Genomic DNA, 26123 nt, shown 5'->3' with positions numbered 1-26123 from the left:
AGCAACAAAGCGCCCAGTCGGAACGGAAATCAACCACACGTTTTGGTGAAGAGCCTTTAGTTGTTACTAAATTTGATATTAACTATACTTACGTTGTAGTTATATAGAAGGGGTGATTGGATGAGTAAGAACTTTATTATATTTGGAGCAAGCCAAGGATTAGGTGATGCATTTGTAAAGGGTTTACCAACAAAAGGGGATACAGTATGGGTGGTGTCACGCACACGACCAAATAGTTTAGATATAAATGATGGCGTAAATCGTAAATGGCTGACTATTGATTTATCTAGTCAACAACATATTCCTGCTTTAAAAGAAGCTTTACAAGGCATTGCTATTGATGTATTAATTTACAATGTTGGAGTATGGGAAAAGCGTGGTTTTGAAGATGACTATTCGTTTGATAAAGATGAGATTGAGGATATAGCAAACTTAATTAATATCAATTTAACTTCCACGATTACATATATTCAGGCGCTATTACCTAATTTAAGACAGGCCGAAAATGGGAAAATAATTTTAATAGGATCGACAGCAGGTTTAGATCATACGAACAATGCGCAAGTTTCGTTTGTTACATCTAAATTTGGCTTGCGAGGCATTACAAATGCTTTGCGTGAGCATGTGAGAAAAGATAAGATCGCCGTAACGTGTATTAACCCAGGAGAACTGGCTGCTGAAGTACCTTTTGAAGAAGGGGCTGACAAAGCAATTAAGTTGTATGAAGGTACACGTATTCCTGTACAAGATATTGTAGCCATTGTCCAATGTGTGATTAATTTATCACCAGTTTCATGTGTAAAGGAAATAAATATTCCTGCGATTACAGATATGAATGTATAAAAAAACGGCTCACATGTTGATCGATTCTGTTCAACATGTGAGCCGTTATCATTATGAATGATGGAGCTCGTAAAGTTGTTTAGTACGAGCAAAACTCCTAGCCTACTGTAATAACAGCTTTCGGAATCCTTGGCTCCGGATGAACAGATATAACATTGTCTAGCGTGTGGTTACTATTCTAATAAATTATTTTTTTCGGGGATTAAAACTTCTAACTCAAGAATATTACTATTAGTAAAAATGCCGCTTGAGAGCTCCATTACATAGATAGGGGTATTTTTCTTGTCGATAATGGATACTATTTGTTCCTCAAATTCATCATCAGATTCCCCAAAAATAAATATTGAACTATATTTACCTTCATTCATGATGAAATCAGTTTTCCGTTCTGTTTCTATACATATATGATATTCATCTTCTTCAAAAACATAAATAATATCACTATAAAAAAATTGCTTGGATAATTGAAATTTAAACATATCCTTGGCTGATAAAGTTTCATTTGTTTTTAAAGTGATTATTTTTTCTAAATGTTTATTTTTTAAGTATTTTGTTGAATTTACTTTTTGGTTTGTCATATTTACATAATGGTGATCAACTACCTTTTTTATTTTTTGTAGTTTGTTTATTTCATCGGAAAGTTCTTTTGATTTCTCTTTTAATAACTTCAAATAATCATTTTTTTCATACGAAGTTAAAACCTCTTTAATTTGTGCGATTGAAAGATTTAAGTTTCTCAACATTAATATTTGCGCAAGTTGATAAATTTCCTTCAGCGAATATTTTCGATACCTATTATTATCCGTGTAGGATGGAAATAAGAGCCCTTTTTCTTCGTAATATCGTATTTGATGATGACTGATATCAAATATTTTAGCCAATTGATTTATTGTAATAGTTTCATCCATAATATCCCTCTTCTCTAGATAAATATAAGCTCTAGGGCTAGCCTAGTGTCAACCAATAAACCTAAGATAAAACCTCAAACAGTTATCAATGAGAATGAATGAAAATCCCATGTGATAAAGCTAACGGATTTTCGATGTGTGTTTTAGCCTCTACTAATGAATAAATTGTGCAGAGGTGAACACAAACAAAAGTTGGTTTGACATTAGGTCAACCCTATAGTTTATAGTGATGGTGATTAACAGAAGGAGGAACAGTTATGACCGAACCGTTACAATCTAAACGTATTGAAGGGTTAGATTTTGCTCGAGCATTGGCTATGTTTGGGATGCTGATCGTCAATTTTAAAATTATTATGGGAGCGACAGGAAATGGGCCGGATTGGCTTAGATGGTTTACTGGACTTTTCGAAGGAAGAGCATCAGCCACTTTTGTTACGCTAGCTGGTATCGGAGTTGCGTTGATGACAAGAAAAGCCAGAAATGGAGGTGAGCTTTCTTACATTAAAGAAAATAGGGTGAAATTATGGAAACGCTGCGCTTTTCTTTTTATTCTAGGTTTACTTTTATATGTGGCAGATTGGACTGGGGATATCCTCCATTATTATGGTGTTTATATGTTGATTGGATCATTTCTTATCGTAGCCTCTACAAAGCTGATGATCATTCTATCTAGCCTTATTTTAATAACCTCGCAAGTCTTACAAGTGACAATGAATTATTTGAAAGGATGGCATCCAGATCAACCGTTTATGGAATATCTAGATTTTTGGACGATTGAAGGTTTTATTAGGAATCTTTTGTTTAATGGGTATCATCCAGTATTCCCTTGGATCTGTTTCTTTTTGCTTGGAATGCTCCTTGGCAGACTTGATTTATCGAAGAAAGCTGTAAGAAATAAAATGTTGTTTATTTCTGTGGTTTTACTCGTAACAGTAGAGGTACTTTCAAAAGTATTAATACGACTATCGCTATCGGTGTTAGATGTAAACAGTGCTGAATTTTTGTTTCAAACAGGGCCAATTCCACCAAACATTTTATATATGTTATCAAATTCCGCTTCTGCGATCATTGCCATCGTTGCTTCTATTTATATCGCAGAAAAGTTTGCAGGACAATGGTTGACAAAATCACTTGTTCAAACAGGACAATTAACATTAACGCATTATGTAAGCCATGTATTCATCGGTGTTGGCATATTAACTTTATTAAATAGGTTAGAAAACCAAACGTTAGCATTTTCAGTATTATTTACACTATTGTTTTTCGTAGCGAGTATTTTCTTTTCTGTTTTATGGAGCAAAAAATTTAAAAGAGGACCGATTGAATGGATTATGAGAAAAATGACAAATTAATATTGTAGTAGCATGGCTGTTACGTTAAGGCAAACAGAATAAAGAGTGTTGTTTCTTTAAGTGGCAAAAAGTAGTGGTGCAACTTTCACCACTACTTTTCATTCTCACTCTCACTCTATATTTTTAATTGTTGCCTTAATTAATGTTAAATATTGAGAATCCCTTAAACCGTATAGAGGGGAGAGGTGTAGCAGGTTTCGTATGATTTCATGATGAAGTAGATTTTGATGTGCTTGAATATATTTTGTAATTTCATTGTCATCCTGTAAAAGTACTAAATACGATTTGATTCCTTGGTACTAAAAGTAAATAAACGAGGTTTTAACATTATGATCGCTAATTTATAATTTCTGATAATGATTGAAGAGGCTCTCTATTTTATCTTGGATAAATTGTTTTAATGATGCAGGCTTCACGGATATAACATCATGTCCATATCTCATAAAATAGTTGGCGATAAATTCCTCTTCTCCAGGATTATAAAATCCCTTCACGACTGTTTTATTACCAATTTCTATTTTCATGGAAGGATAATGTTCTTTATAAAAGAGATCCTTTGCTTGTGCTAAAATTTCTACCTCAAAGTCAATACTCTTGTCAGATTGATAAATTTCTAATGAACGACTAATAAGTTCATCTATAGAAAAGTGAGAGTGGAAATCTTGTTCTTCAGTAAAGGTTATTCTATCACATCTAAAAACTCTATATCTATTCGTATTTAACTCTATCCCAGTAGCATACCATTGACCAAACTTAGCGGAAATTTTGAAAAATTGAATATGGTAACTTTTTTGCTCGTTATTTTTCAAATATCGAATCTTACAGATGCTTTCATTGAGAATGCTCTTTAGAATTTTATCTAAAAAGCGACTAACATTTTTATGTTGATTTACTTCAAATTGCAGGACTTTTTTCATTTTGTGAATCTGCTGTATTTGATTTTTAGATAGACAGTTTTCAAATTTTTCATTTAGTTTATGAACACTTAAATGAAATGGGGTTGATTGATAAGATTCTAGCGTTAGCATGGCAAAGTACAAAGCAAACACTTCATCAATCGTAAAAATAATAGGGGATAACAATCTATTTTTTAAGATACCATAACGGCCATGTCTGCCATGCTCCGAAAAAATAGGCATACCTAATTGTTCTAATGAACTAATATCACGTAAAGCAGTACTTTTTGAAATATTGTATTTAGCCATTAGATCGTTTAGATTAAAGTACTCCCTACTGTTCAAGTATCTAATCATGTCATTTAATCTTTCTGATTTTTTCATGTAAAGCTCCTTAAAGGTGTCATGTTTTGATACCTTTACATCTTAAAATAAGGTCAAGGTAATATCAATTGATAAGATATTTACCTACAATCATTTTGTTAAGGGAGATTGATACCATGAGTACAACACTGGAAGTAGCTATATTCTTATCCATGAACGGAAAGACAAAAGAAGCGGTCGATTTTTACAAGAAGCATTTTAATGCAGTGGAATTGTTACTCGTTACCTATGAGGACATGGCGAAACGTGATAGCTCGCTGCAGATTACTGAGGAGAATAAACATTATATTACTCATTCCGTCTTAGCAATCGGAAAAACAAAGATAATGATGGCAGAGGATACAATGGATATCACAGAAAAATATGTAGTAGGGAACAACACTTCATTGTGTATTCAAAGTGCGGACTTAGAAGAAATTGAACATTTTTACAAAAGCTTGACGACAGATGAGAGAGTGAGAATTATTGTTCCTTTATCAAATAATATTTTTAGTAAAGCATACGGAATTATTGAAGATCCGTTTGGTGTTCAAATTCAATTAATGTTTGATGATCGACTAAGCACTTGAAGCTTCAGGCATTGGATATCTATAAATATGTTCTTTAAGTGGGTCTATTCTTTTACGAAGGATGTTTTCCCGAAAATAGGATTTCTTGATGTCCAATGATTGGGGTGATTGAAGAAATTCTTATTTCCCGAAACTTTAGGAGTATATTTAGTCTATTCTGTAAAATATTGAATGCTGATGTTGACTTTTTATCAACGGTTTATTAGCATATTTACAGATAAAAGTAACCAAATAATACCTTTATGGCAGGAATGCACTTCTAAATAATCTAGTATTTTCAGTTAGGCATCGGTCGAACATCATAATTCCTCCAAACTAGCAATTATTCGATGCTTTAAGTCATTAAATCAATTTTTCACAGCAATACATAGAATTTAATTACACTTATGTTAATTACATCTCGCATGGTACTCCATTGCTTACGGCATGATGGAATCAATCTAAAATAAATTAGGAGATAAGTTTTAGTGGAAGGAGGAATACCTAACAGTGCTATTACCTGTACGGGTTAAATGTTATGAAAGATAGTTTAAAAGAGTTTCTTGAATATAATGATTCTGATGAGGAGTTAGCATATTACATTAGGATGAATGCAGAATGGAATGAAGAATCATTTATAAAAATGCAACAGTTGGTTAGGAAAGTGATAGAGGACTATTCAGCTGATGATTATTATAATAAATCCTTTGTATTTTATTGCGTTGAAATCATCGACATAATAATAGGTACAATTTCACACGAAGCCTTCTGTAGTGGCAGATGGCCAGAGGGTTTTACACGAGAAAGCTATAGAGATTTTTTAGATGAGAGAATTGAGCAATTAAAGTTACTTCAGAAAGATTTGTTTTATTAGGACTTTATGGTAAAAATAATGACCTCCTTTATTTGATGACCAAGCACTTTCTTAGGGCTAATTGATGGGAATCCTACGTTGAATAGATATGTTTAGGAGCATAAACCTTTTTTACATATGTTTTTCTGTATATTAATTGTATATCTTCAACTGAGATAAGTTTTTTGACACGAGGAATCAAAAACGCTAGAAGCCTTTTTTAAGAACGTTTATGGCTCACTCTATTTGGAAAATACAGAAAGACTAGTAACACCAGTATCACCAGGATATTACCATGCATATCAACTTGATAAATTAGGTGATAGGAAATTTTTTAGTCGAGAAGAAATAGATGGAGTAATGAAGGAAAAAGGAACCACGGTATCTGTGGATAAGGGAGGAAAGATTAAATGTCCAGGATAAAATATGGTGAAGAAATTTTAAGGATAATTGATGAATTAGAAACTGCATCATCGACAAATGTATTATCTTTAATAAAGAAAATAAATAGAGAGACAAGACAGGAGCTTGGTATCGATATAAAGGCTTTTTTTTCGAATCCAACTATAATCGAAAAGTTAATAAAAATTGGACAAAAGTATGAAGCCGATGACCAAATTTTAGAGGAGATTATAAAAACAGTTACAAATATTTCTTGGAGATTCGAAGTTAAACCTCAAAATTTATATGATTTCTTAGTTAGACACATTGAATCGAAAAATAATAAAATTAAGTTTGCTATTGCTTCATGTGTTCCTTACTTCTCTCAATTTAACAATTATAATGAAAAGTGGGAGTATATACTATCGATTCCGAAAATTGCTCCTAAAAAAGAGTCTATACTCTTATTTCGGTGGGTAATCGAGGAACAAATAGATGAAATTCCAAGCGATTTAAAAGAAAATATAGTTACAATAATGGAAAATTATATATATAAGGTAAATCTGGATATTACTACCTTTAAAAATTACATAGATATTGTAGAACAATTAAAAAATACTGATGGTTCAAAAAAGAAAATCACTCTTTCTAGGTGATCGTTGGACGGCGTATCAACATGACGGTCTATGAAATGTCATTCGAGCTGATTATTATGATGATATCTAGGAGACGTTCGGTTATGACAAAAATGGTTCGTTAATTCAGACAAAAATGAGTATGTGACTGTAAAGCTGGAGCTAGACCCAACTGGACAACTGATCAAGAAGTGGCAAAATGACTATTGGATTGCAAGTAGCTATGATGAATTAGGCAACCGTTCACAGATTCCGAGTAATTTTGGTGCAAAAATCGATGTTGCTCGTAATGAAATGGGGAATGTGTCGCAAATCACAGCCTCTCGCTCAGAGCAAGAAAATTGGACAGCGTCAATGCAGTACAATGAACTTGGCCAAGAAATTGAGAGAATCGATGTGCTATAGCTTATGGAGCGCCAAAAAATTCAAAAAGAAAGAGACAGAGAAAGCTGGACCATGTTACTAGGAGAAAATTATGAGAAAAATAAAATTCATTAGTAGATATGATAAACGACCAGTATTAGAGGATGATTTTGTTAAGTTAGAAAAAACTATAGAAAAAAAGTTGCCAGATTCTTATGTTGAATTTTATAAATTTTCAAACGGTGGAGCACCAGAAGAAAATACTATCTATGACGAAGATGAAGAAGTATTTAATATCAGCTTTTTATATCCACTATTGGCAAAAGAAATCGAAAGTTCAATTTCTGAAAATGTACTTTTTATGATTACACAGAATGTTTTGAGGGATAAGTTATATATTCCGTTTGGGGAAGATGGATCAGGTAACATATTATATCTGGATTTTAATTTCAAAGAACCTACAGTTTGTGCATGTTTTTTTGATGAGCCGGATGAAGAAGCTGAAATGCCATATACACACATTGATATTGCTGACAATCTATTCGAGTTTCTTGAAATGCTCGAAAAATATAGGGAAGAGTAGGGGTACATGTAAATGTGGAATGAGTATACTTGAAGCCTAAGGTAATTGGAATATAAAAGGAAATACTCATAAATTACACAAAGAATTAAAATCTGCATCTAAGGTGTATGTTATAAGGGGACGTATGGAAATAAAAGATATTTTAAAACAAAAAAATTATGAACAACTGCATGTTTTTTTATCAAACTTTTTATTTAGTGTAGAATCCAAAGTGAATAAATTTTTGGAAGATAGTGGTACGTTGGGAGAGTTGGTAAAAAAAGGAATGGATATCGGAAATATTTCAACAGGGAAGCTTTTGCGGGGTGATAAGGAAATTACTCCTATAGGTTATGGCTTGCATTACACTTTTTTTAAAGATGTAGAAGATTATTATGGACAGCGTCCAAATGATGTTGCATTAGGGTTTGTAATTCTCTTTTCTGATTTTAACGATATTGAAATTACTAGAGATATTGTTTCGGAGTTTGGAGATGTAGATTATGATGCGTTTAAGTTTCAAGGACTAACAAATGAACTAGAAAAAGATATACTTGAAATGGAACAAATATTCATCCAAGTAATAAAGAACTTTCTCGAAAAAAGCTTAGGTATTGATATACCTAACTTATAACGAGGAGTTAGAAAAATAATTAACAACATGAAGATGATGCTCATGTGATTTTATAAAGATTCCAAAACCTATGTAAAGAAATGATATAAACACTTTCTTTACATAGGTTTTATTTTGTGAGAAAAGGTTAAACAAGATTACATTGTGAAGGGTGATATTTATGAGTTACTATCAGCTATATAGCAATTACAGACGAGATGTATTTTTTTGTTACACTAAAAAGAACACTTTTAATCAGTTTGACTTAGAAGAAGGTAATGTCTATGCTTTAGATGAGAAACTTTTTTATTCAGTAGATAAATTTGATACTTATTTAAACAAGTATGATATTTTGCCAACAATAGGGGGAGTATTGGTAAGTTTAAAATTTAAAAAGCTGATAGAAGGATTAGGTTCAGATTGTCAGTTCATACCTGCAGTTATAACGTCCACAAAGACGGGCGAAATCAATGAATCGTTTTTTGTCATGAATGTATTAAATGTAGTACCTTGTTTAGATATGGAGAACTCGGAATATAGACCATTAATAAAATCTTTACCTGATGGACCAATCAAACTATTATCTATAAAATATGTAACAAATTCTCTAAATGGGCATCATATTGTAAGAATGAAAGAATATACAGGAAATATCACCGTTGATGATATTTTTGTAAAAGCATGTATAGATGAAAAGATAAAGGGAGTAATGTTTGTTAAAGAGGGAAGTACCCAACGACCGGAATTCGTCGAAATGTAGAGTAGGATCACAACCTAATGCGAATTAAATTGGTATTTAATATTCAAAAATCTCTAAAAGGGAATTTGATACTCGTGATACTGCAAAGTAATAAGATTTAAACAGTTTGTACTACAGCCTATTCTAAATGATTGTTATTAAATACCGAAACATATGTAAAGAAGAAATCAATAACCTCTTTCTTTACATATGTTTTTTTGTTAGATATGTACTTGTTTTTACTTACAAGAAAGCTTGGATTAAATAGTATTACATTTTCTGGGAGAGATGATCGGAATTGAATCCACAGACATTAACTACATCGAATCAATTTTAGTAGATAACTATTCTAAATTAATGGTATCACCTAAATAGATGACATATAGATTAAGCATTTCCCAGAACACGCAGGTTATAAATGGGGTGTGTTAATTCATCATCATGTTAATTCTGAGAGATTGTAATACCAGTACCAGGGGAAACACACGTTGTTTCTGGTGGAGTTGGGCATAGTAAATGAAGGATGTGAAATATTATGAATAATACGTTATTAAATATTGATGAAATAACAACAATTTTAGATAGAGATTTTATTCCTATAGAGTCAATTGTCACAGGATTAAGACTAAAGAAACAAGTTGAGATGCAAAAAAATGTAGAGCAAGTAGAGCGAAGATTTGGGATGAATTTCCCTGATGATTTTGTTAATTTAATTTTAAACTACGATTTTGGTGATTTTAGTATTTTAGGGGTACATTTTGGGAGTGAAACTAATTATCTAGAAAAGTTAATAAGCCTCCATGAACATTTATCTAATGAAGATAAAACAAATTTTTCTAATCGATTTATATGTATAGCAACTGAGGATTACTTCACATTTATTATGGATGTATATAGTGGGAATATTTACGTTTTTGATTCAGAGACACCATTTAATAAAAAAATAAAAATAGCGGAATCTTTTACGAAACTAATTCAGACGTTAGGAACAGCATATTTTCATAGAACTCAAAACACCCAAACGGAGTTTTTAGATATAATAATAAAAACATTTGACTCAGAAAGTATAGACTTTTGGAAAGAAGTAATCAAATAAATGTTAAATAGAGCTATCGAAACAATGTTTATTGTAACTTAATAAATCTATTGTTCTAAGTGGAAAAATAAAGTGGATACTGGATTAAATCACTCCACTGAATCCGTATTAATCGCCGAAGTGGAACTGGGTTTTTTTATCTGAAGAAAATTTATCAAGAGGCAGTACGGGATGTCTTTAAGTTAAATGCAAATAAATTAAAAGGAAGGGTTTTTAATATGGATGAAAATATTACTCTATACGATGCCACAATTGTAAAACTTGAATTGGTTGAAACGTATCTGTGTATGACGTACTTAGATTGGAAGGAAGAGTTAAAAAAAATAATTTTTATAGATACGATTAGTGTAGAAGCGCTTGATGCTATAGGTGAGGAGGTAGGAGACTTTATTGTTGAAATTGATAATATTAAAATACAAGAAACATGTAACAAATTAAAGGAATCAGCAATTGATTACAAACTATTTAAGATATTGCCGGCCTGGAATAGGGAAACGTTAATTGAAATTATTGCAAAAGAAGTTGATTTTTGTGTTAGGTAAGGCGTTGTATGGAATTTTTTCTTTTCAACCCTAAGAAGATACGAACATTTATCCTCATATTATAGTTTTCGTTCTTGTTGCTTGTTTAATTACGATTTTGATAAGGTTCCCAGATAGTTTCGATGATTTTAGTACATTCGGTCAGCGAATGAGGCTTAGTGTATGAATGAAAGTAATGATAAATCAGGAGATTGTACTGGATAAAAGAATCGCTTTCCGATTATGGGTATCGACGATAGGACATATTTAGTTCGGATAACTATGGGGGGACGTAAGTGAATGTGAAAGATATTATTGAAAAAATAAAGTGTATGCCAAATTACCTAGTGTTACCACCTGAAGGTATTCCAAAAACTGAGGATAATTTAGAATTGCCTGCAGATGTACAAGATTTTTACGAAGTTTGCGGAGGTGTAAAATTATTTCAAAATGCTGATTATAATATAAATATAATGCCTCCTCAGGAATTTGTTTTGGCAAATCCTGTGATTGTAGGTGAAAAATGCGAAAATGATATTACTTCATACTGGTATATTGTTGCAGATGATGGAAATGGTGAATTTTTAACAATTGATTTAGAGGGAAATCGCAAAGGAAGGTGTTATGATAGTTTTTATGATAGACATGGGGTTGTAGGTGATAGTAAAATTATCGCATTTTCTTTTACAGAGTTGTTAGATAGACTTCTACAAAACGAAGGGCAATATTGGTATTGGCTTAATGAGCATTTTAATTTAGGAGATGCATACGATGAAATTGATTAAATACATAACCATTTCTGATGCTAAAAGGGACATGCATTATAACTACATCTTACATCCAGTTGATGGGAAGGTAATCAGAGTTAGATTGGATGGAGCTATGATTCCGCAGTTAGAGTTTGAGGTAAAAAGAAAATTAATGGCTGTCATGAAAAATGAGGGGAAATTTAGTTGAACAAATTAGATACAAAAATTTGGTATGGGATTTTTAGTCATAAAGCATATTCAGTTGTTGCTCAAAAGACCTATGAAGATGATAAGCTGGTTTCGTGGGTGGGTTTTCATATAATTGAGAAATATAGTATTAATCATCAGTCATACGAGTTTATTCAATTAGCTAGAAATAACAAATTTTGTGTTATAAGCATGACAATTGACAAAGAAACTTTTGAAAATAGTGATGGGTTGAATCCTTCAGATTTTAGAGATTTTACTTTATTTTGTTTTGATACAGAAGAAAAATTGTATGAGATATGTGATTTGATGAAAGTTGATGCATCAAAATTTACACAAGGCTGGCATTGTGAATATCCATTTGATTAATTGTTGTCAAACAATAGATAAAATTGTTAGAAATAGAACTGCTTCATCCATCTCATCTCGTGTATTTAGTGGCTATACTTGTAAAATAGCTAAAGTGTAGCAAAAATCCTTTGAAAAAGTGGGCAAGGTATTCTAAAGCCAAAACTAGCTCACAAAACAATACTAAATCAACATGTTGCAGGAACATAACATTCTAGAAACCCATGTGTTTCTACAACAAGAAGCTAAGAATCTGCTGAATTTTTTGCTCCTCCTGGTGGTCCAAATACAATTAATACTATTCCTATAGTTAAAATTGATTTATCGAAAATGACTCTAGCAATATTGTTGATGTCTCTAATGCTACAAAGGCAAGTCAACATTTGCAGACACCATTTAGACGTAATACCGCTGCTGAACATCAAGAAGTTTTAATAAAAGGTGATATAGAAGGTGGTGGATGTAATGGACAATTTATTAAAAAAAAGATTGTTGAGTAATACGTTCGTTGACAAAGTTAGAAATCAAATGGAAATTAATGACGCAGAATATCAAGAATTAATTGAAATATTGAGTAATTTGTCCGGTGAATTAAAGTCTCAGAAAGTTATCGATAAAGAACTGGCATTGATATTATACAGTATGCCTCAAATTATTAGAAATATTTTTCTAACTTACGAAGAGCACAATGGAAAGGCTACGGATTTCGGGAACAAACTTGAGGATATCTGGATTGATTTGGACGCAATGGTTTTAGAATGCTTTAGCGATGCATCCATCTGATTCATTAAAATTTATACACAGTCTGTTTTGATAGAAAGACTAAATTAAAACCAAAATCAAAGCTCATGTAAAGAAAAGACTTTTTGCACATGTGCTTTTTGCTTGCTATTATTATCCAATATTTAGTTAATTCGGCTTGGTTTGGAAAAAGCCCGAGGTTTAAACAATGATTTTGTATGTATTTGCGGTTTTGGGGTTTCTAATGTTGATAACAAGCGATAGGGAAAAGTTAATCTTACTATTTGTATATCGCTTTGCCTCAATCCAATTAAGCACCAAAGATCTTTAAGCCGATGAGATAAGTGGAGGTTTTTTCAGTGAGCAAAGCTTACATACTGATTATAGTAAATTTATGAAAGAAGAATTGGACAGATTTACTATAGAAGGACAAGCTGCTGAAAATTGGACTCAAAAGCATAATAGAGATGAAAATGAAAAGGTAATTAGAGATACTAGAAAAAATTGAGGAATGGAAAAATTCAATTACATAGTAAAGGATAGTGGTGCGAATGAAGTACTATAGATTAGTTGAATTCTATAAAAGGGATGCTTATTTTTACCAAGATGATGAAAAGAATCAGGTGAAATCCTATGAATTAGAATCAGGAGTATCATCTTTTAGTATAGAAAGTATTTATTACAAAGTTGATAAACTTGATAAATATGTTACCAAGTACGACATGTTACCATCAGTTGGCGCGCCTTTAGTAAGCTTAAAAATGAAGATTTTTTTAGAGGAAATCGCTAACAACGCTTGTGAATTTTTTCCGGCCGTTATTGTAGATGAAAAAGGTGAAATGAACACAGATTTCTTTGCACTGAATATATTGGCTGTTTCTGATTGTTTTGATGATCAGAAATCGGAATACGATATGACTGCAAACGATCCTAAAAAAATTGGTCGAATCACAAGTATATACTTTGATTATCAAAAACTTGGACAAGAGCATTTTTATCGTATGAGCATAAGACCTTCCATGATAGTTGTATCTGAGGCTTTTGTTGAAGGATATAGAAAGAATAAACTAAAAGGATTACTCTTTGCAAAAGAGGGCAGTCGCCTAAGACCAGAGTTTTTGGCATGATGCATCACTTGTGATAAAGACATCTAAGGAGTACTCTTCATTCAATATTAAGAGATTTTCCGAAATGAAATAAAGGAAAATAATAGTTTTTAAGTAAAAAATATGAGATATTTCAATTGGAATATAAAAATATATATGGAGAATAATATGCTCCCCTTTAAGTAAACAGATTAAAAAAACAAAAATGTGATTACTAATGGGGAGTATTTTTTATGTTTAATAAACCGTCAAAAAATGATGAAACAATATATCAAATGTAAAAATAAACGAGAGGATTGAGTTTTTGTGGAACAACTAGAGAATTCAGTATTAAAATTTGTCCAGGCAATGAATCAATATCCAAAAGAGGAGTCGCTAATAGAAAAAAATGGTGGAGTACGTTATAGGTCAGAATTAGTAAAACTACACGTAGATGAAAAAATTTACCTTTCTTCTGAGTTAAAATTCTTTTATGAACATTGTGAAATAATTTGTTATATTCGTCCTGATGGATATCAATTAGATTGTACAGATATTGATTTAGGGAATAACCTCCTTGCTCTTTGTTCACCTGATAAATTGGGTCGGAGGCAAGAAGGTTTTCGATGGATTGGAAACGAAAAAAAAGAGAATACAAATTGGGATCCAAATTGGCTTGTAGTTGCAGATAAGGATGATGATCCAATTGTAGTTGTAACAAACCAAGAAAATTCACCTGTTTTGGCAAGTTATGAAACTAGCGCCTTATTTCCAATTGCAGATTCTTTTTCAGCTTTTCTAGATTCTCTTTCGGTGACATTAGAAGTAATACATGAAAAATTTAAGGGAGAGATAATGGATGAAGAAACTTTCGAAGTCTACGATGAATTTATTGTGACGTTAAAATCTTCTTTGAGTAAAACTTTGAAAAAAGAAGAATATGCTGAAAATTTTATTGATTACTTATATGGTTAAAATTGTTTGACTTCTATGGTATATGTAGAGAATGATATGCTCCCCTTTAAGATAGATAGGTTAAAAATCCTGCTCACCATCTGTGATACGAAAGGGAATATCTCGGCTTTGATGAGCTGACAAGAACGTATGAGCAAGTCTTGCAAGATAGGCTCAGAGGATTTAAACGTCCAGGTGATCGTTGGATAGCTTATCAACATGACAGCCTATGGAAATCAATCGAGCTTTAATATTATGATGACACCTTGTAGCCGTTTTGATATTTTGGAAAATGAGTGAATATTTCGACTTGTAAAAAAGACAAGAGAGGGTGTTGATATGTTAAAAAGGTTTAGCTGGAAGAAAAACGATATTCATTCAATACAATTAAAAGAAGATTTATACATCATTGCTCAATTATTAGAAAATCCATACGTTGCTTTTTTTAATTTCACGAGTGAAATTAATAATTTTAATGAGAAGCCGTTTGACTTAAATAATTTGAAACCATTTGGAGTATGTATGGTTTTAAAAGGTTTTTTCAAAACATCATCGATGGGAAAGGTAGCAAAAAATATTAGCCCTAATTTAAAAGTTCCAATCCCAGAGCTTTTCATTAGTAGTGACAGAGCACAGTGGGGGAATCGGTCTGATTATAGCGATAACCAACTGATTTATAACTTGGTAAGAATAGATCCAAAAATTGGTGATCAAGGTATTATGGGTAATGAGATTATTCATTATAACATTGATAGAAACGATTCAAACATTTTAAATGACTATGAATTTGTTGGATTTAATACTGGATACCAACTTATACGTCGATTAATTATATCGATAGATAATAATCATTGGATTGATCCATTAAAGGAGCAACAGTTGATTGGTGAAGATAAGTATCCATTGAAAACTGTTGAAGAAATGTGGCAAGCTGGAGTTCCGAAGTTTGGAGTAGAGGATAAAAATGAGAACCGACAAAAAAGAGAACAAGGAACTAAAATTAATTATTTAATTAATATGTATAGCGATCCATTCTATCCAGAATTTTTAGTAGATAAAGTAAAGGAATGTATTCTGCAAGTTGTTCGATTTATAGAAAAAGGGGAACATGAAGTAGAGAAGATTATTCAAAGTAAACTTGATGAAATGACAATAGCTATTAACGGTTTGGTAGGTGAGTTTGAACAAAATAATAGTGAAATAGAGACTGTTGCAAGAGATTCAATTGCTAATACGGTAGAATCGATTTTACAATATTTTAAGATAGGTATTGATGTTGAGGATGCTCTTCGAGAAAGAGATTGGTAGTAGCTAATTTGCACACAGTTTTCTATTATTTTGATAGTAAAGGTAAAATGTTTAATAGATTGGATGGAAAGAATAAACAAGAGTTTAAAAAGGAACTGAAAAAGATAAAGAAAGAACTGAACAAAGGAAGGACATGGGAAACAATAACAACTAAAAAATTAGGGAAGTGTACAAGATGATAGAAAAAGATTACGAGATGATTGTAAAAATATTCGAGGACTATCGTTCCTCATACAATGTGTTGCTTCATCAAGTTGAAGACGTTGAAAATGAGACGATTATTTGGAGCAATTCTTATCTAGAAATATACCCATATCAATATGAATTAGATCAATTACCAAAACCAAAAATTTATAAAAAGGAACCGAAATCTAAGGAAGGAATGGTAGTGAATAAGTTGAAAAACAATGAACTGTATTTTTCTTATGACGCTGAAAATAAGGGATGGGGAAGTTCTTTCATTATAAATGAAGTTGAAAAGAAAATTTGTCTTAGATTTCTAAATAACGATGATGACGAAATGGTTTTAAGTCAAGTTTATTGTATAATATATGAAGGATCTGTGATAGAAAAAATATTATTCTACTTAAGGGACGATGATGTGGACGAAGAAACGTTTATGGTTGACAGATATTCTTATAATGACAATTCGACTGTTCATACTATTATTAGAGACGGTTTCTTTGGAGAAAAAATAAAAATTTTATCCACAAGGACATTTAGATTTGAGTATGTAAATGGAGATGTACTTATTTACTCGAAACAATTGAAAAAAAATCTAAAAGTTGTTGAAGATCTATTGTATACCAGTAGAAAGTAAAAAAAAGTATGATTAAACATAGAAATGGTAAGTCAAGATCAGAGAAGTTAGAGGAATTATGAGTAGTTATCAAATATCTTATCTTGATTCTTCAATAGGAATTGGTGGGATTATTGTACATGAATCACTTGAAATTAATAAATAAGATACCAAAAACACATGTAAAGAAAACACATAACCCTTTCTTTTCATGTGTTTTTTGTGTTAGAAATAATATATTTTTAGGTGTGTTGATTAACCATTTTTATACATTCGGATTAATTCGAAGAGATTGATTTCCGCTACGGGTAACTCGCTTTCCTGCAGGAGTCAGATTGTGGCGGATTTATGTGGCAACATAAAAGTCTTGGGGGACAACCACGATACATTACATAAAAAAGGAGACCTATTATCGAGTAAATTACTAGGGGAATTAGATTTACTGAGGTGACGAATATGAATAATTATATAAAATCGTTTACTAAAAAAATGGATAAATTCTTATGGAAAGAGGAATTTACAAATATAATCTATTTACATGATAAGGAAGATAATGAACGTTTAGATCAAGTTCTTTTTTTAAAGAAGAATAACGAAGATGTCGTAGGTTTTTACATCAGAGGGACTAATCCATTGATTTCCGTAAATAAAGTACATAATTTGGATGATTTTAATCTATTTGCAACTTATGATGAATTAATTGAATATGAAGAGAACGATTTTAATCTTTTTAAAACAGAATGTATCAGACTATACTTTAATCCTAATTTTCATGAGTTATTAGGGATTTATTTATCTGACATTAATGGAGTCAGTTCTTTAATCATTCTTTTTTTGCAAGATGAAATTCAAATAGTAAATGACTGTGAAATATCGGATATAGACAGTGTGTTTGAAAAATTTTTTCTTCAAGTTTCAGTTGGTAATATGATAGTATACGAAAAAATAAATCCTAAAAGTATATGGATGTTATTATAGGATAATCAAGAAAATAAAAAGTAGAAGATTTTAGATTGAGATAGTTAAGTAAGGTTTCTTCAGTAGATAATAGAAGACTATATGCTGCTTGAGAGGGTTAATTCAAAGGTGAATGGGCGACTGAAGAAAATTTAGGGAAAATGAATTTAGATACACGGTTTAGCACTGAAACAGCCGGTAGGACAATTGAAATTCGTTGCCATAGGTAAAGAAATGGAGGGCATAATGAGAACCAGATTAATAGATACAACAGTGGGTGTAATTAATGCTAGAGATGCGTTGATTTTAAATAAGTTAGCTATGGATCGATTTCCAAGAGAAGTTGAACTTTCGTTAAATTTAGCAACAGAGTTGGCATCAAATATCTCGACAGACGAACGATACATAGATATCTCTTTCATTTTTAAAAATGTAGTCAAGTTTGGACTTTGTGGTCTTGATTATTTTAACGAAAATGTATTAGATACGTGTTTTTGTGAAGTGATTGATTCTGACTTTTTGAATCAGCAAAAGACACTGGTTGAAAAAGGATTTAAGCATTATTTTCTAGAAAGTTATGATGAAGTTATTGAAGTTGTGGCTCAAGAATACAATCTTATTTTGCCAGAAGGACTTAGAAGAGCTGATGAGAAAATGGATAAAAGCAATTGAAAAGATGCTGAATTGAAAGCCCGTAATTATGATAGGCGGACATCCATTTAAATCAGAAGGTTCAAAGGGAGATGCTTATAAAATGGTGGGGGAAACGGATGTTCTTAGTATATTAATTTACTACTATAGAGATATAATGGTGATGTATTAAATGACATGGTAAGTAATTAGTGAACACTAATAAAACGCATATTGGTATTAAAAACCCGAATGACTTGTCTAGAGTAAGAGGAAGAAATCATGGATAAGGGTGTAAATACTATGGGTATTGAATACAGTATAGTTCTTGAAGATAAAGAAAAAATAGATATGGTGATCGAGAAGATATTCTCTGTCCTTAAGTCTAATGAAATGTATAAAGATGTAATTATGGATCAAAAAGTAATAGTATTTCCATATGACGATTTTAATTGGAATCAATGGTGTACTATAGAAAATGACCAGGATGAAATATACATTTGGACTATTGGTAACAGAAGAGTGCAAGAAAGTAAGTTAATTGAGGAAATTTGTAAAGTGATTGTAAGCCTAAGTTTGCAATATGAGCTGGAAGAGATTTAATATTTACTCCAATCTTCTTCTTCATAATTGATTGATAATTGCTAACTTGTATAGAGAAAAGTTAGCAAATAGGTACTGCGAATAAATATGGATTTAGCACCTTAACTTTCTGGTGGTAGTTTTGTAACGTTACATCACTTAGGTCAAGATTCGAGTGGAGTGTTAGTAGAGGCAAGTGCTCATTTCATGGGGTTGGAGAAAATGAAAAAATAATCCATATTCTATTCAACTAATAAATAGACTTCAATTTAGTGTTGATACACGAGATTTAAAGCACGCTGTGAAAAATAAATTTTAGAGGTGAATGGAATATGAAAGCTAAGAAAGAATTACGAAATAAATACCGAGCTTTGTATGATATTGATGGAATTTCTAAAGGGTACTTAGATAAAATTGAACATGAACTTCAAATAAAGTTACCTAATGATTTCCGTGAAATATCAGGATTCTACAGCGGAGGTATTATTGGTGGGATAGATATCCTTTCTTTTTTACTTTCTGAGCCAACTAATTTTATAGGCGAAACTTTAAGAATCAGAGATGCGATTGGCTTACCAACCAGATTTATTGTTATAGCTGAAGAAGCTGAAAGTATTATTGTTATGGATACTGAAAACAAGCCATCAATTATGTGGCTTGACTCTGTAGAAGTAACTAAATTAGAAAAGCAGGATTTTATGTCTAAGCCAGATGTATGGGAGGATTTTTCTGACTTTTTTAATTACTTATTAGATGAAGAAGAGGAAGAACGTAAATATTAAGTTAAATTAAATAAGTAAGTAAAAATCAATATTAAAAATATTGAAAAGTAAAATTATAGCGAAAAATAAATGAAAGGCATTTATACATGCAACACTCTTAGTATAATCAATTCAAAGTAACTGTGGAGGAAGAAAATGTCCAAGTTAGACATTAATATTCGATTTTTTATTGACGAAAATAATGATAGTGATATTTGGGGAAAGTACAAATTTATAGAAAATGAGTGTAATGCTATTAGATATTTGTTGATGAAACATAAAGATATGCATAATATTCTGAAGAAAGCTTTTGATTCACCACATGAATGTACAATGGCTTTAGGGTTTTTGCAGTATTTCACGCATCCAGACGAGTTGAAAATCATAGAAAAATTCATGCCACAATTAGTTGATATAGCGATTTATGGAAATCCAACGAATATTACCTACTCTAGAAAAGTGATTGGATTAGTTAATAGAAAATGGTTAGAAGAAAATATTGAGAGTTATATAGAACAGATTCCCATTTTGGGACCAGATGATGAAGAATGGAAATATAGAAGAGTTGCTGAATTATATGTTCAATTAGGTTTTAAAAAGTTACTAAATAATCATTTATCTTTTTGTAGTAACCATAATTCAGTGGAAATAAAAGAGATTGCTGAGGATTACGGGTTTTCAATTTAGTTTAACTTCATTTAAAACTAAATATGACTAAATATGGATTTAAATACTATAATTGAAAAGTACATTTTTCAATCACTGCTTCGAGGACCCTGTCTTGAATCAATCTTACAATAACGACTGATGCCAAAGATATTTTAAATGAATTAGCAATAGTTTGTACATTAAATAGTCATAATTTGAAAAAGGCAAAAGAGATAATAATTAGCTGAATCGTTGATGATTTTAATGTTTTGATAAAATTGAAAATTCAGAAGTATATGTAAAGAAGATGTCATAATCTTTTTCTTTACATATTTTTTTTGTTAGATTCCTTGTTTTAGAATTAGTTCAATCATTGCATAAAATCTATTACTTATATGCCGGATGTACTTAATGAGTGTCTATCGTAAGGATGAAAAAAGCGGAAGAAATCTCCCTTCATATTAATTTTAGTATATAATCACTAAATGTATAAAATGGTATTATATGTGATAATGTGGTTTGGGTTCCTTAGTCTAATTATTACTGACGTTGGACAGACGGTCTAGGGATGAAAGTGATTGAAAGTTCAACTGGAACGACGCATGAAACATATCCAGCTGACATTATGGCATTCGGTAAACAAGCGAAAATAGAGCACTTTAAGGTGAGTTTGATGTTCCACTTCCAGTATAAAACCACTACAAAAAGGATGAGTAAAAATCGTAGGACAAGATTCATTGTGGGGCGGATGGCGGCAAAGAAGGGATTACCGATTCCGAATTGCTTGATGTGAAAAATGTTGTTATAAAAGGAGAAAATATTGATGGAAAAATCGTTTGCTCAAGGTAGTGAGAATATTTTAAAAGATTTTGAAGAATGGTTTGACAGAGTAGGTAGGTCATCATTAAAATCTCCTGGTTTATTCAATATTGAACATATATTTCATCCAATTGATAACCACTATTATTGTTTGAAAATAGATTTCGATAGTAAAAATCTCATAGCAAGATTAACGCTTTGGGAAGAGAAATCAGTGTATCTAGAAGCTATAGATTTGAAAAATGATGAAAATTTTATTAATGAAAACTGTTTTTTTTCAAATTTAAATGAATTAATTAACACAGTGTTGCTATTTATGAGCAAGTTAAATGATAAAGAGAATAGTGCATAGTATGGAATTCAAAAAGATAAAAATTAGCAAAGTATTATAAGGACTAAGTTACATTTAATTGGAGGAAATCAATGATTATAAATTTTAAGTCGACACCTTTAATCACTAGAACAGAAAGAAACATTGATGCAAATGAGATCAATACCAGTTTTCAAACTAATATACATACAAGGCTAATTGAGTTTTGGAAATTTTTTAAGGAAGTTACATTTGAAAATGGAATAAATATTTATGGTTTTGATATTGCCGAGGAAAGGAACGGGTTGTACGAAGTAAGTGCTTACGCATCAGATTATATTTTGATTGGGGATGATGGTGGGGGTCAAGGAGTGTTTTTAAAAAAGGATAGCGACCAACTAAACGTATACTATCAAGATTTGGGTGCATTGTCGTCACCTTTTTATTCTTTAGATATTGATTTATTCAGTTGGCTTGAAAATAATCCTGTTATAGATGAAGAAGATTCTCCTTCAAACGAACTTGATTTGATAGATGTGGTAAAAGTGTATGTTGTCAGAATACCAAATGATGCAAACAAATTTATTATGGAAATAAGAAAATGTTTTAATTTGAAACTTTCTATTAACGATATAAGAGAAAAACTGAATGGCTTACCTTTTTTAGTTATCCAAGATATCACTCTTATGAAATATGGAAAAACAATTGAAATTTTAAATCAAAAATACAATTGTTTAGAGGTTCTCAATTCAAAAAATGTGATTTTAATTAGTCCAGCAAAAAATTAGGGAAGTGTACAAGGTGATAGAAAAAGAATACGATTTGCTGCTCGAAATTTTTGAAAAATATTACGACTCATACGAAGAAATGCTTTCCCGAGTTAAAGAAGTAGAAAATGATACAGTTATTTGGAGTGATTCGTTTTTGGAATATTTTCCATACCAAAATGCACTGAATCAATTAAAGGAGCCAAAAATCTATAAAGCTGAGCCCAAATCTAATAAAGGTGTAATAGTAAATAAGTTAAAAAATGGTGAACTGTACTATTCTTATGATAATGAAAATAAGGGATGGGGCAGTGTTTTTTTAATAAAAGAAGATGGAATGAAACTGTATCTTAGGTTTCTAAATAACGATAATGATGAGATAGTTTTAGAACAAGTATATTGTGTAGTTCTTAAAGAGACTGTGATTGAAAAAGTATTATTCTATTTAAAGGACGTTGACTTGGACGGAGACGAAGAGTTGAACGAAGAAACATTTTTGGTGGATAAATATTCATATAATAGCAATCAGGCAATTGATACAATTATAAGAAATGGTTTCTATCATGAAAGTAAAAATATTATACCAACTACCACATTTCGATTTGAGTATGTTAACGAAGATATATTCATATACACAAAGCAATTGAAACTAAATCAAATGGATGTCGAAAAGTTAAGGTGGAAGATCAAAAAATCCAAAATCAAGTAGGCTATTAGAAATGGATAATGTCTGAGGTGCAGTTTTTTCCAAGGTTTTATTGGAACGACATGGTTTGAATCCTGATATAGCTGAAAATGGAGAAAGACTAAAGGGAACAGCACGCTCTCAAAGAAACAAAGCTGCAGCAAGAACACTTGGAAATTATCACGGAGGAAAACATATTCAAAGGAATGCTGCAAGAAATATAAGTGAAAAGTGGAAAAGGGCGGTTGGAAAAACATAGTGAAATGTTATTAGTTTAATGGAGGAGTAGGATGAATTCAACAGTATTTGAAATTCGAAATGAATTATTAGATAAGTGGAGTGAAGTAGAACAGAATATAGACAGTATGATCGATACAAAGTTATCAGAGGTTTCTTATTGGAAATATGCTTCAGATGAATATTATACTCATCTTCCTTACTTTCATGAGATAAATAAATTTAAAAAGGGGAGAATTTTAAAAAATATAACGGAAAGGGAAAGATTTAGTAAAAGAATGATTCATTCTTTCGGATTTAATGAATTAGATCAACTAATTATTATGCAGTATCCACAAGCTGACAATGATATAAAATTTGGTACAGGAACTCAAATATATACTATAAATGGAGATAATAGTGTGAATGCGTATGTAACAAGGTGGTATCCGGAGAGTAATTTCCCTACGAAATTATCAGCTATTAGCGTATTTAAACCTTTAGATGAACATAGTTGGATAGATGTAGGAATTGGTGGAAAAAAAGATTGGTCAGCAATGAACTATATTTATAATGACTCTAACAGAATGGAAAAGGTAGTTTCTTGTAATTCTGATGTAGAGACACCATTATGTTATGATTTCATCTATGATAATGAAGAAAAATTAGAAAAGATTATGATTGGTGAAGTTGTGTGGTGGAAGGGGAAAAAATAATATGAGCGTAAGTAGTTACAAAGGAGCGAAAAGGATGTTTATAGAATGTTCTACTCAACTAACAATACGCGATTTAAACGATGTTGAAACTAAATTGGGATTTAATTTACCACAACAGCTTAAAGAACATTATTTACAATTTAATGGCGGGGTTCCAGTTAAACCTTGTTATTATGCGAAAGATATTGACCTTGAAACAGAAATTGCCGAGTTCTCTCCAATAAAATATAAAAATAACTCAAGGATACTAGAAGAAAGGTACCTTGAGTTTATAAATAGAGATGAACTCCCCAAAAAATATCTCCCGTTTGCAAATGATTGGGATGGTAATTTATTTTGTATGGATCTAGAAAACGAAAGTGTTGTTCTTATTTGGATGGACTTAGGAGAAGTTACAGAAAGAAGCATCAATTTTTTATCAAACAGCTTTGTAACCTTCATTCATAATCTTGAATAGGAACACCAATAAAAAATTGTTATTGGAGAGCTATTTTTATGAATGAATTGTTAAAAAGAATTAATTTTGGTTTTGATGGTTTAATTAGAAGTTTGAAAGTTAACAACTTTAACTCTGCAGAAATTGTTATTTCTGTTCAAGATACTGAAATAAATGAATGGGTCAATATTAAATTTATTATTGAGTCACTTGAAGAATTTAAAATATTAAAAAATCCAAGAATGTCAAATGTAGTATTGTCCTCTGGTATAAAAATCAAAGAGATTTCGGGTTTATATTATATTGATTTTGCTCCATTCTCGGATGAAATAGATTCAGTTTTTGATTTCCGTCAGTCAGACATTTATTTCTCAGGCAAATTATTACGATGGAACTTTGAGAAGTATTCAGAAATCTAATGTTCAGAGAAAAAATCTGTAAAAAAGGTCAAAGCAAATGTAAAGAAGAAGCGATTAGCCCTCTCTTTACATTTGTTTTGTGTGTTAGAAATGAAATTGTTTTATCAAGAAAGACAGATCGGGTTTAGGGTGACTGATTAGTTGAGCGAAGAGTACCTGAAAATAAAAAAGAATATGAGATAGCTTTTTTGAAATATGAAGGAATTATGTTTGTAAGAATATGAACATTGTGAAATAATTTGTGATATCCGTCATGATGGTCACAAGCTAAAAAGCACGAGCATTGATTTAGGAAACGCACCTTTTCGTCTTTGGTCTCCTGAAAATCTTGTCTATAGGCAAGCGGGGTTTCGTTGGATTGGAATGGATCTGAAAGAAGATCCAGAATGGAATCCATTTTGGCTTGTCATTGCAGATATAAATGATGATCCTGTCGTGGTTGTAACTGATAAAGAAGGCTCACCAGTCATGGCATCTTATGAAACAGGTGCTCTTTTTCCGATTGCAAACTCTTTTTCTGATTTTCTGGACTATCTGTCAATTACATTAGAATTAATACAGGGAAAATATAATGGGGAAATAATAGATGATGAATCTTGTGAATTGCTCGAAGGCTTTATAGAAGATTTAAATGAGATGTTAAGTAAGATAAATAAAAACGATGAACTTGTTGAAAATTTTATCGATTATTTATATGGCTAATGAATCCAAATTATTTGCCTCATTGGGTAATAAAGGGTCTCAGACATATGTAGAGAAGACGAGAGGTGTTGTTAATGAAAGTATATAGATTTGTATCTGACGATGATTTTAAAGATTTAACTTTTTTGAATAAGGAAGATGTTCGTCTTTTTTCAATTTTTACGGGACAGAAGATTACTCTGGATTGGAACGAAGAGGTTTTTGGTATCTCAGAAGATAATCTTAATAGAGGAAAATTGTTAGATTTTGATTCACGTTGTTATGGAGATGCATTTATAATAAAAAAGAAATTTGAAAAGCTTTTTATGGAAGAATTTTCCGATATTACAGAAACCTTCCCAATAAAAATCAAAGGCATTTCAGATGAATACATATATATAAATGTAACGAATGTGGTGACAGCAATTAATTTTGATGGTTTAGATATGCAAGAATCTCTTGCAATGTTGCGAGGTACAAACATCAGATTTAATTTAGAAAAAATAGAAAATGAAACTTTATTTAGAGACTCTAAAATTACTTCGAAATATTTTTGTGGCGAATAGTAGAATCAAGTTGAACACTTTAGAAAAATAAAAACATCGTACGCG

37 protein-coding genes are annotated in these 26123 nt (G+C 31.2%); 35 read left to right on the top strand and 2 right to left on the bottom strand.

Annotation, left to right across the window (positions count from 1 at the left end; translation table 11 throughout):
• The first annotated feature begins 120 nt into the window (after window positions 1-120).
• Window positions 121-843, top strand: coding sequence for an SDR family NAD(P)-dependent oxidoreductase (locus QRN68_RS15050; RefSeq protein WP_285397714.1), 723 nt, complete (start codon window positions 121-123; stop codon window positions 841-843).
• A 173-nt stretch (window positions 844-1016) separates the two neighbouring features.
• On the opposite strand, the gene QRN68_RS15045 is transcribed toward QRN68_RS15050, so the two are convergent.
• Window positions 1017-1751 (bottom strand): helix-turn-helix domain-containing protein, encoded by a 735-nt coding sequence (locus tag QRN68_RS15045; protein ID WP_285397713.1) that lies wholly within the window; start codon window positions 1749-1751, stop codon window positions 1017-1019.
• A gap of 257 nt (window positions 1752-2008) precedes the next feature.
• On the opposite strand from QRN68_RS15045, the gene QRN68_RS15040 reads away from it, so the two are divergent.
• A complete protein-coding gene (locus QRN68_RS15040; protein ID WP_285397712.1) occupies window positions 2009-3103 on the top strand; it encodes a DUF418 domain-containing protein in 1095 nt (364 codons plus the stop codon).
• A 341-nt stretch (window positions 3104-3444) separates the two neighbouring features.
• On the opposite strand, the gene QRN68_RS15035 is transcribed toward QRN68_RS15040, so the two are convergent.
• A complete protein-coding gene (locus QRN68_RS15035; protein ID WP_285397711.1) occupies window positions 3445-4383 on the bottom strand; it encodes a helix-turn-helix transcriptional regulator in 939 nt (312 codons plus the stop codon).
• A 116-nt stretch (window positions 4384-4499) separates the two neighbouring features.
• Between QRN68_RS15035 and QRN68_RS15030 the strand changes: the two genes are divergently transcribed.
• From QRN68_RS15030 to QRN68_RS14875, 33 genes are all read left to right on the top strand, one after another.
• Window positions 4500-4952 carry a VOC family protein gene (locus QRN68_RS15030; RefSeq protein ID WP_285397710.1) on the top strand — a complete coding sequence of 151 codons (453 nt, stop codon included), beginning with the start codon at window positions 4500-4502 and terminating at the stop codon, window positions 4950-4952.
• Window positions 4953-5469: 517 nt separating this feature from the next.
• Window positions 5470-5805 carry a hypothetical protein gene (locus tag QRN68_RS15025; protein ID WP_285397709.1) on the top strand — a complete coding sequence of 112 codons (336 nt, stop codon included), beginning with the start codon at window positions 5470-5472 and terminating at the stop codon, window positions 5803-5805.
• Window positions 5806-6030: 225 nt separating this feature from the next.
• Complete coding sequence (locus QRN68_RS15020) at window positions 6031-6207, top strand: hypothetical protein (RefSeq protein ID WP_285397708.1); 177 nt, start codon at window positions 6031-6033, stop codon at window positions 6205-6207.
• Window positions 6195-6821, top strand: coding sequence for a hypothetical protein (locus tag QRN68_RS15015; RefSeq protein ID WP_285397707.1), 627 nt, complete (start codon window positions 6195-6197; stop codon window positions 6819-6821). The genes QRN68_RS15020 and QRN68_RS15015 overlap by 13 nt, the downstream gene beginning before the upstream one ends.
• 123 nt (window positions 6822-6944) lie before the next feature.
• Entirely contained in the window at window positions 6945-7205 is a 261-nt protein-coding gene (locus QRN68_RS15010) for a hypothetical protein (protein ID WP_285397706.1), read from the top strand.
• Between the two features lie 70 nt (window positions 7206-7275).
• A complete protein-coding gene (locus QRN68_RS15005; protein ID WP_285397705.1) occupies window positions 7276-7746 on the top strand; it encodes an SMI1/KNR4 family protein in 471 nt (156 codons plus the stop codon).
• A 124-nt stretch (window positions 7747-7870) separates the two neighbouring features.
• Entirely contained in the window at window positions 7871-8359 is a 489-nt protein-coding gene (locus QRN68_RS15000; RefSeq protein WP_285397704.1) for a hypothetical protein, read from the top strand.
• A gap of 160 nt (window positions 8360-8519) precedes the next feature.
• On the top strand, window positions 8520-9098 hold the full coding sequence (locus QRN68_RS14995; protein WP_285397703.1) for an imm11 family protein: 579 nt from the start codon (window positions 8520-8522) through the stop codon (window positions 9096-9098).
• A 365-nt stretch (window positions 9099-9463) separates the two neighbouring features.
• Window positions 9464-9541 carry a hypothetical protein gene (locus tag QRN68_RS26955; protein ID WP_350224356.1) on the top strand — a complete coding sequence of 26 codons (78 nt, stop codon included), beginning with the start codon at window positions 9464-9466 and terminating at the stop codon, window positions 9539-9541.
• 71 nt (window positions 9542-9612) lie between these two features.
• Window positions 9613-10173: an SMI1/KNR4 family protein gene (locus QRN68_RS14990; protein WP_285397702.1), complete on the top strand. Its 561-nt coding sequence runs from the start codon at window positions 9613-9615 to the stop codon at window positions 10171-10173.
• A 218-nt stretch (window positions 10174-10391) separates the two neighbouring features.
• Window positions 10392-10715, top strand: a complete 324-nt coding sequence (locus QRN68_RS14985; RefSeq protein WP_285397701.1) for a hypothetical protein — start codon at window positions 10392-10394, stop codon at window positions 10713-10715.
• A gap of 275 nt (window positions 10716-10990) precedes the next feature.
• The gene (locus tag QRN68_RS14980) at window positions 10991-11479 is read left to right on the top strand and encodes an SMI1/KNR4 family protein (RefSeq protein ID WP_285397700.1); all 489 of its coding nucleotides are present in this window, start codon (window positions 10991-10993) and stop codon (window positions 11477-11479) included.
• On the top strand, window positions 11466-11651 hold the full coding sequence (locus QRN68_RS14975; RefSeq protein WP_285397699.1) for a hypothetical protein: 186 nt from the start codon (window positions 11466-11468) through the stop codon (window positions 11649-11651). The genes QRN68_RS14980 and QRN68_RS14975 overlap by 14 nt, the downstream gene beginning before the upstream one ends.
• Entirely contained in the window at window positions 11648-12019 is a 372-nt protein-coding gene (locus QRN68_RS14970) for a hypothetical protein (protein ID WP_285397698.1), read from the top strand. Before QRN68_RS14975 ends, QRN68_RS14970 begins: the two co-directional genes overlap by 4 nt.
• A 444-nt stretch (window positions 12020-12463) precedes the next feature.
• The gene (locus QRN68_RS14965) at window positions 12464-12781 is read left to right on the top strand and encodes a hypothetical protein (protein ID WP_285397697.1); all 318 of its coding nucleotides are present in this window, start codon (window positions 12464-12466) and stop codon (window positions 12779-12781) included.
• Between the two features lie 509 nt (window positions 12782-13290).
• Complete coding sequence (locus tag QRN68_RS14960; RefSeq protein WP_285397696.1) at window positions 13291-13866, top strand: imm11 family protein; 576 nt, start codon at window positions 13291-13293, stop codon at window positions 13864-13866.
• A gap of 285 nt (window positions 13867-14151) precedes the next feature.
• Entirely contained in the window at window positions 14152-14799 is a 648-nt protein-coding gene (locus tag QRN68_RS14955; protein ID WP_285397695.1) for a hypothetical protein, read from the top strand.
• Between the two features lie 318 nt (window positions 14800-15117).
• Window positions 15118-16086 carry a DUF5713 family protein gene (locus tag QRN68_RS27090; protein ID WP_481817455.1) on the top strand — a complete coding sequence of 323 codons (969 nt, stop codon included), beginning with the start codon at window positions 15118-15120 and terminating at the stop codon, window positions 16084-16086.
• A gap of 175 nt (window positions 16087-16261) precedes the next feature.
• On the top strand, window positions 16262-16906 hold the full coding sequence (locus QRN68_RS14945) for a hypothetical protein (RefSeq protein WP_285397694.1): 645 nt from the start codon (window positions 16262-16264) through the stop codon (window positions 16904-16906).
• Window positions 16907-17341: 435 nt separating this feature from the next.
• Window positions 17342-17863 (top strand): hypothetical protein, encoded by a 522-nt coding sequence (locus QRN68_RS14940; RefSeq protein ID WP_285397693.1) that lies wholly within the window; start codon window positions 17342-17344, stop codon window positions 17861-17863.
• 225 nt (window positions 17864-18088) lie between these two features.
• The gene (locus tag QRN68_RS14935) at window positions 18089-18514 is read left to right on the top strand and encodes a hypothetical protein (protein WP_285397692.1); all 426 of its coding nucleotides are present in this window, start codon (window positions 18089-18091) and stop codon (window positions 18512-18514) included.
• A gap of 240 nt (window positions 18515-18754) precedes the next feature.
• Complete coding sequence (locus tag QRN68_RS14930; protein ID WP_285397691.1) at window positions 18755-19075, top strand: hypothetical protein; 321 nt, start codon at window positions 18755-18757, stop codon at window positions 19073-19075.
• A gap of 311 nt (window positions 19076-19386) precedes the next feature.
• Entirely contained in the window at window positions 19387-19836 is a 450-nt protein-coding gene (locus QRN68_RS14925) for an SMI1/KNR4 family protein (RefSeq protein WP_285397690.1), read from the top strand.
• Between the two features lie 135 nt (window positions 19837-19971).
• Window positions 19972-20502, top strand: coding sequence for a hypothetical protein (locus QRN68_RS14920; protein ID WP_285397689.1), 531 nt, complete (start codon window positions 19972-19974; stop codon window positions 20500-20502).
• 784 nt (window positions 20503-21286) lie between these two features.
• A complete protein-coding gene (locus QRN68_RS14915; RefSeq protein ID WP_285397688.1) occupies window positions 21287-21634 on the top strand; it encodes an immunity protein TriTu family protein in 348 nt (115 codons plus the stop codon).
• 71 nt (window positions 21635-21705) lie between these two features.
• On the top strand, window positions 21706-22380 hold the full coding sequence (locus QRN68_RS14910) for a hypothetical protein (protein ID WP_285397687.1): 675 nt from the start codon (window positions 21706-21708) through the stop codon (window positions 22378-22380).
• Between the two features lie 13 nt (window positions 22381-22393).
• Entirely contained in the window at window positions 22394-23068 is a 675-nt protein-coding gene (locus QRN68_RS14905; RefSeq protein WP_285397686.1) for a hypothetical protein, read from the top strand.
• A gap of 64 nt (window positions 23069-23132) precedes the next feature.
• Window positions 23133-23303, top strand: coding sequence for a hypothetical protein (locus tag QRN68_RS14900; protein WP_285397685.1), 171 nt, complete (start codon window positions 23133-23135; stop codon window positions 23301-23303).
• A gap of 31 nt (window positions 23304-23334) precedes the next feature.
• Complete coding sequence (locus QRN68_RS14895) at window positions 23335-23976, top strand: hypothetical protein (protein ID WP_285397684.1); 642 nt, start codon at window positions 23335-23337, stop codon at window positions 23974-23976.
• Between the two features lies 1 nt (window position 23977).
• Window positions 23978-24433, top strand: a complete 456-nt coding sequence (locus tag QRN68_RS14890; RefSeq protein WP_285397683.1) for an SMI1/KNR4 family protein — start codon at window positions 23978-23980, stop codon at window positions 24431-24433.
• Window positions 24434-24471: 38 nt separating this feature from the next.
• Window positions 24472-24831, top strand: coding sequence for a hypothetical protein (locus QRN68_RS14885; protein WP_285397682.1), 360 nt, complete (start codon window positions 24472-24474; stop codon window positions 24829-24831).
• Window positions 24832-25194: 363 nt separating this feature from the next.
• Window positions 25195-25533 carry a hypothetical protein gene (locus QRN68_RS14880; RefSeq protein WP_285397681.1) on the top strand — a complete coding sequence of 113 codons (339 nt, stop codon included), beginning with the start codon at window positions 25195-25197 and terminating at the stop codon, window positions 25531-25533.
• 74 nt (window positions 25534-25607) lie between these two features.
• Window positions 25608-26078: a hypothetical protein gene (locus tag QRN68_RS14875; protein WP_285397680.1), complete on the top strand. Its 471-nt coding sequence runs from the start codon at window positions 25608-25610 to the stop codon at window positions 26076-26078.
• The last annotated feature ends 45 nt before the right edge of the window (window positions 26079-26123 follow it).

Origin of the sequence: Lysinibacillus sp. fls2-241-R2A-57 (assembly GCF_030209535.1) — a bacterium.
Taxonomy (GTDB): Bacteria; Bacillota; Bacilli; order Bacillales_A; family Planococcaceae; genus Lysinibacillus.
This window is presented reverse-complemented; position numbering and strand designations above follow the sequence as displayed.

Coding starts and splice junctions, on each gene's coding strand:
- QRN68_RS15050 (WP_285397714.1), top strand. CDS start 121: ATGAGTAAGAACTTTATTATATTTGGAGCAAGCCAAGGATTAGGTGAT.
- QRN68_RS15045 (WP_285397713.1), bottom strand. CDS start 1,751: ATGGATGAAACTATTACAATAAATCAATTGGCTAAAATATTTGATATC.
- QRN68_RS15040 (WP_285397712.1), top strand. CDS start 2,009: ATGACCGAACCGTTACAATCTAAACGTATTGAAGGGTTAGATTTTGCT.
- QRN68_RS15035 (WP_285397711.1), bottom strand. CDS start 4,383: ATGAAAAAATCAGAAAGATTAAATGACATGATTAGATACTTGAACAGT.
- QRN68_RS15030 (WP_285397710.1), top strand. CDS start 4,500: ATGAGTACAACACTGGAAGTAGCTATATTCTTATCCATGAACGGAAAG.
- QRN68_RS15025 (WP_285397709.1), top strand. CDS start 5,470: ATGAAAGATAGTTTAAAAGAGTTTCTTGAATATAATGATTCTGATGAG.
- QRN68_RS15015 (WP_285397707.1), top strand. CDS start 6,195: ATGTCCAGGATAAAATATGGTGAAGAAATTTTAAGGATAATTGATGAA.
- QRN68_RS15005 (WP_285397705.1), top strand. CDS start 7,276: ATGAGAAAAATAAAATTCATTAGTAGATATGATAAACGACCAGTATTA.
- QRN68_RS15000 (WP_285397704.1), top strand. CDS start 7,871: ATGGAAATAAAAGATATTTTAAAACAAAAAAATTATGAACAACTGCAT.
- QRN68_RS14995 (WP_285397703.1), top strand. CDS start 8,520: ATGAGTTACTATCAGCTATATAGCAATTACAGACGAGATGTATTTTTT.
- QRN68_RS14990 (WP_285397702.1), top strand. CDS start 9,613: ATGAATAATACGTTATTAAATATTGATGAAATAACAACAATTTTAGAT.
- QRN68_RS14985 (WP_285397701.1), top strand. CDS start 10,392: ATGGATGAAAATATTACTCTATACGATGCCACAATTGTAAAACTTGAA.
- QRN68_RS14975 (WP_285397699.1), top strand. CDS start 11,466: ATGAAATTGATTAAATACATAACCATTTCTGATGCTAAAAGGGACATG.
- QRN68_RS14965 (WP_285397697.1), top strand. CDS start 12,464: ATGGACAATTTATTAAAAAAAAGATTGTTGAGTAATACGTTCGTTGAC.
- QRN68_RS14960 (WP_285397696.1), top strand. CDS start 13,291: ATGAAGTACTATAGATTAGTTGAATTCTATAAAAGGGATGCTTATTTT.
- QRN68_RS27090 (WP_481817455.1), top strand. CDS start 15,118: ATGTTAAAAAGGTTTAGCTGGAAGAAAAACGATATTCATTCAATACAA.
- QRN68_RS14945 (WP_285397694.1), top strand. CDS start 16,262: ATGATAGAAAAAGATTACGAGATGATTGTAAAAATATTCGAGGACTAT.
- QRN68_RS14940 (WP_285397693.1), top strand. CDS start 17,342: ATGAATAATTATATAAAATCGTTTACTAAAAAAATGGATAAATTCTTA.
- QRN68_RS14935 (WP_285397692.1), top strand. CDS start 18,089: ATGAGAACCAGATTAATAGATACAACAGTGGGTGTAATTAATGCTAGA.
- QRN68_RS14930 (WP_285397691.1), top strand. CDS start 18,755: ATGGATAAGGGTGTAAATACTATGGGTATTGAATACAGTATAGTTCTT.
- QRN68_RS14925 (WP_285397690.1), top strand. CDS start 19,387: ATGAAAGCTAAGAAAGAATTACGAAATAAATACCGAGCTTTGTATGAT.
- QRN68_RS14920 (WP_285397689.1), top strand. CDS start 19,972: ATGTCCAAGTTAGACATTAATATTCGATTTTTTATTGACGAAAATAAT.
- QRN68_RS14915 (WP_285397688.1), top strand. CDS start 21,287: ATGGAAAAATCGTTTGCTCAAGGTAGTGAGAATATTTTAAAAGATTTT.
- QRN68_RS14910 (WP_285397687.1), top strand. CDS start 21,706: ATGATTATAAATTTTAAGTCGACACCTTTAATCACTAGAACAGAAAGA.
- QRN68_RS14895 (WP_285397684.1), top strand. CDS start 23,335: ATGAATTCAACAGTATTTGAAATTCGAAATGAATTATTAGATAAGTGG.
- QRN68_RS14890 (WP_285397683.1), top strand. CDS start 23,978: ATGAGCGTAAGTAGTTACAAAGGAGCGAAAAGGATGTTTATAGAATGT.
- QRN68_RS14885 (WP_285397682.1), top strand. CDS start 24,472: ATGAATGAATTGTTAAAAAGAATTAATTTTGGTTTTGATGGTTTAATT.
- QRN68_RS14880 (WP_285397681.1), top strand. CDS start 25,195: ATGGATCTGAAAGAAGATCCAGAATGGAATCCATTTTGGCTTGTCATT.
- QRN68_RS14875 (WP_285397680.1), top strand. CDS start 25,608: ATGAAAGTATATAGATTTGTATCTGACGATGATTTTAAAGATTTAACT.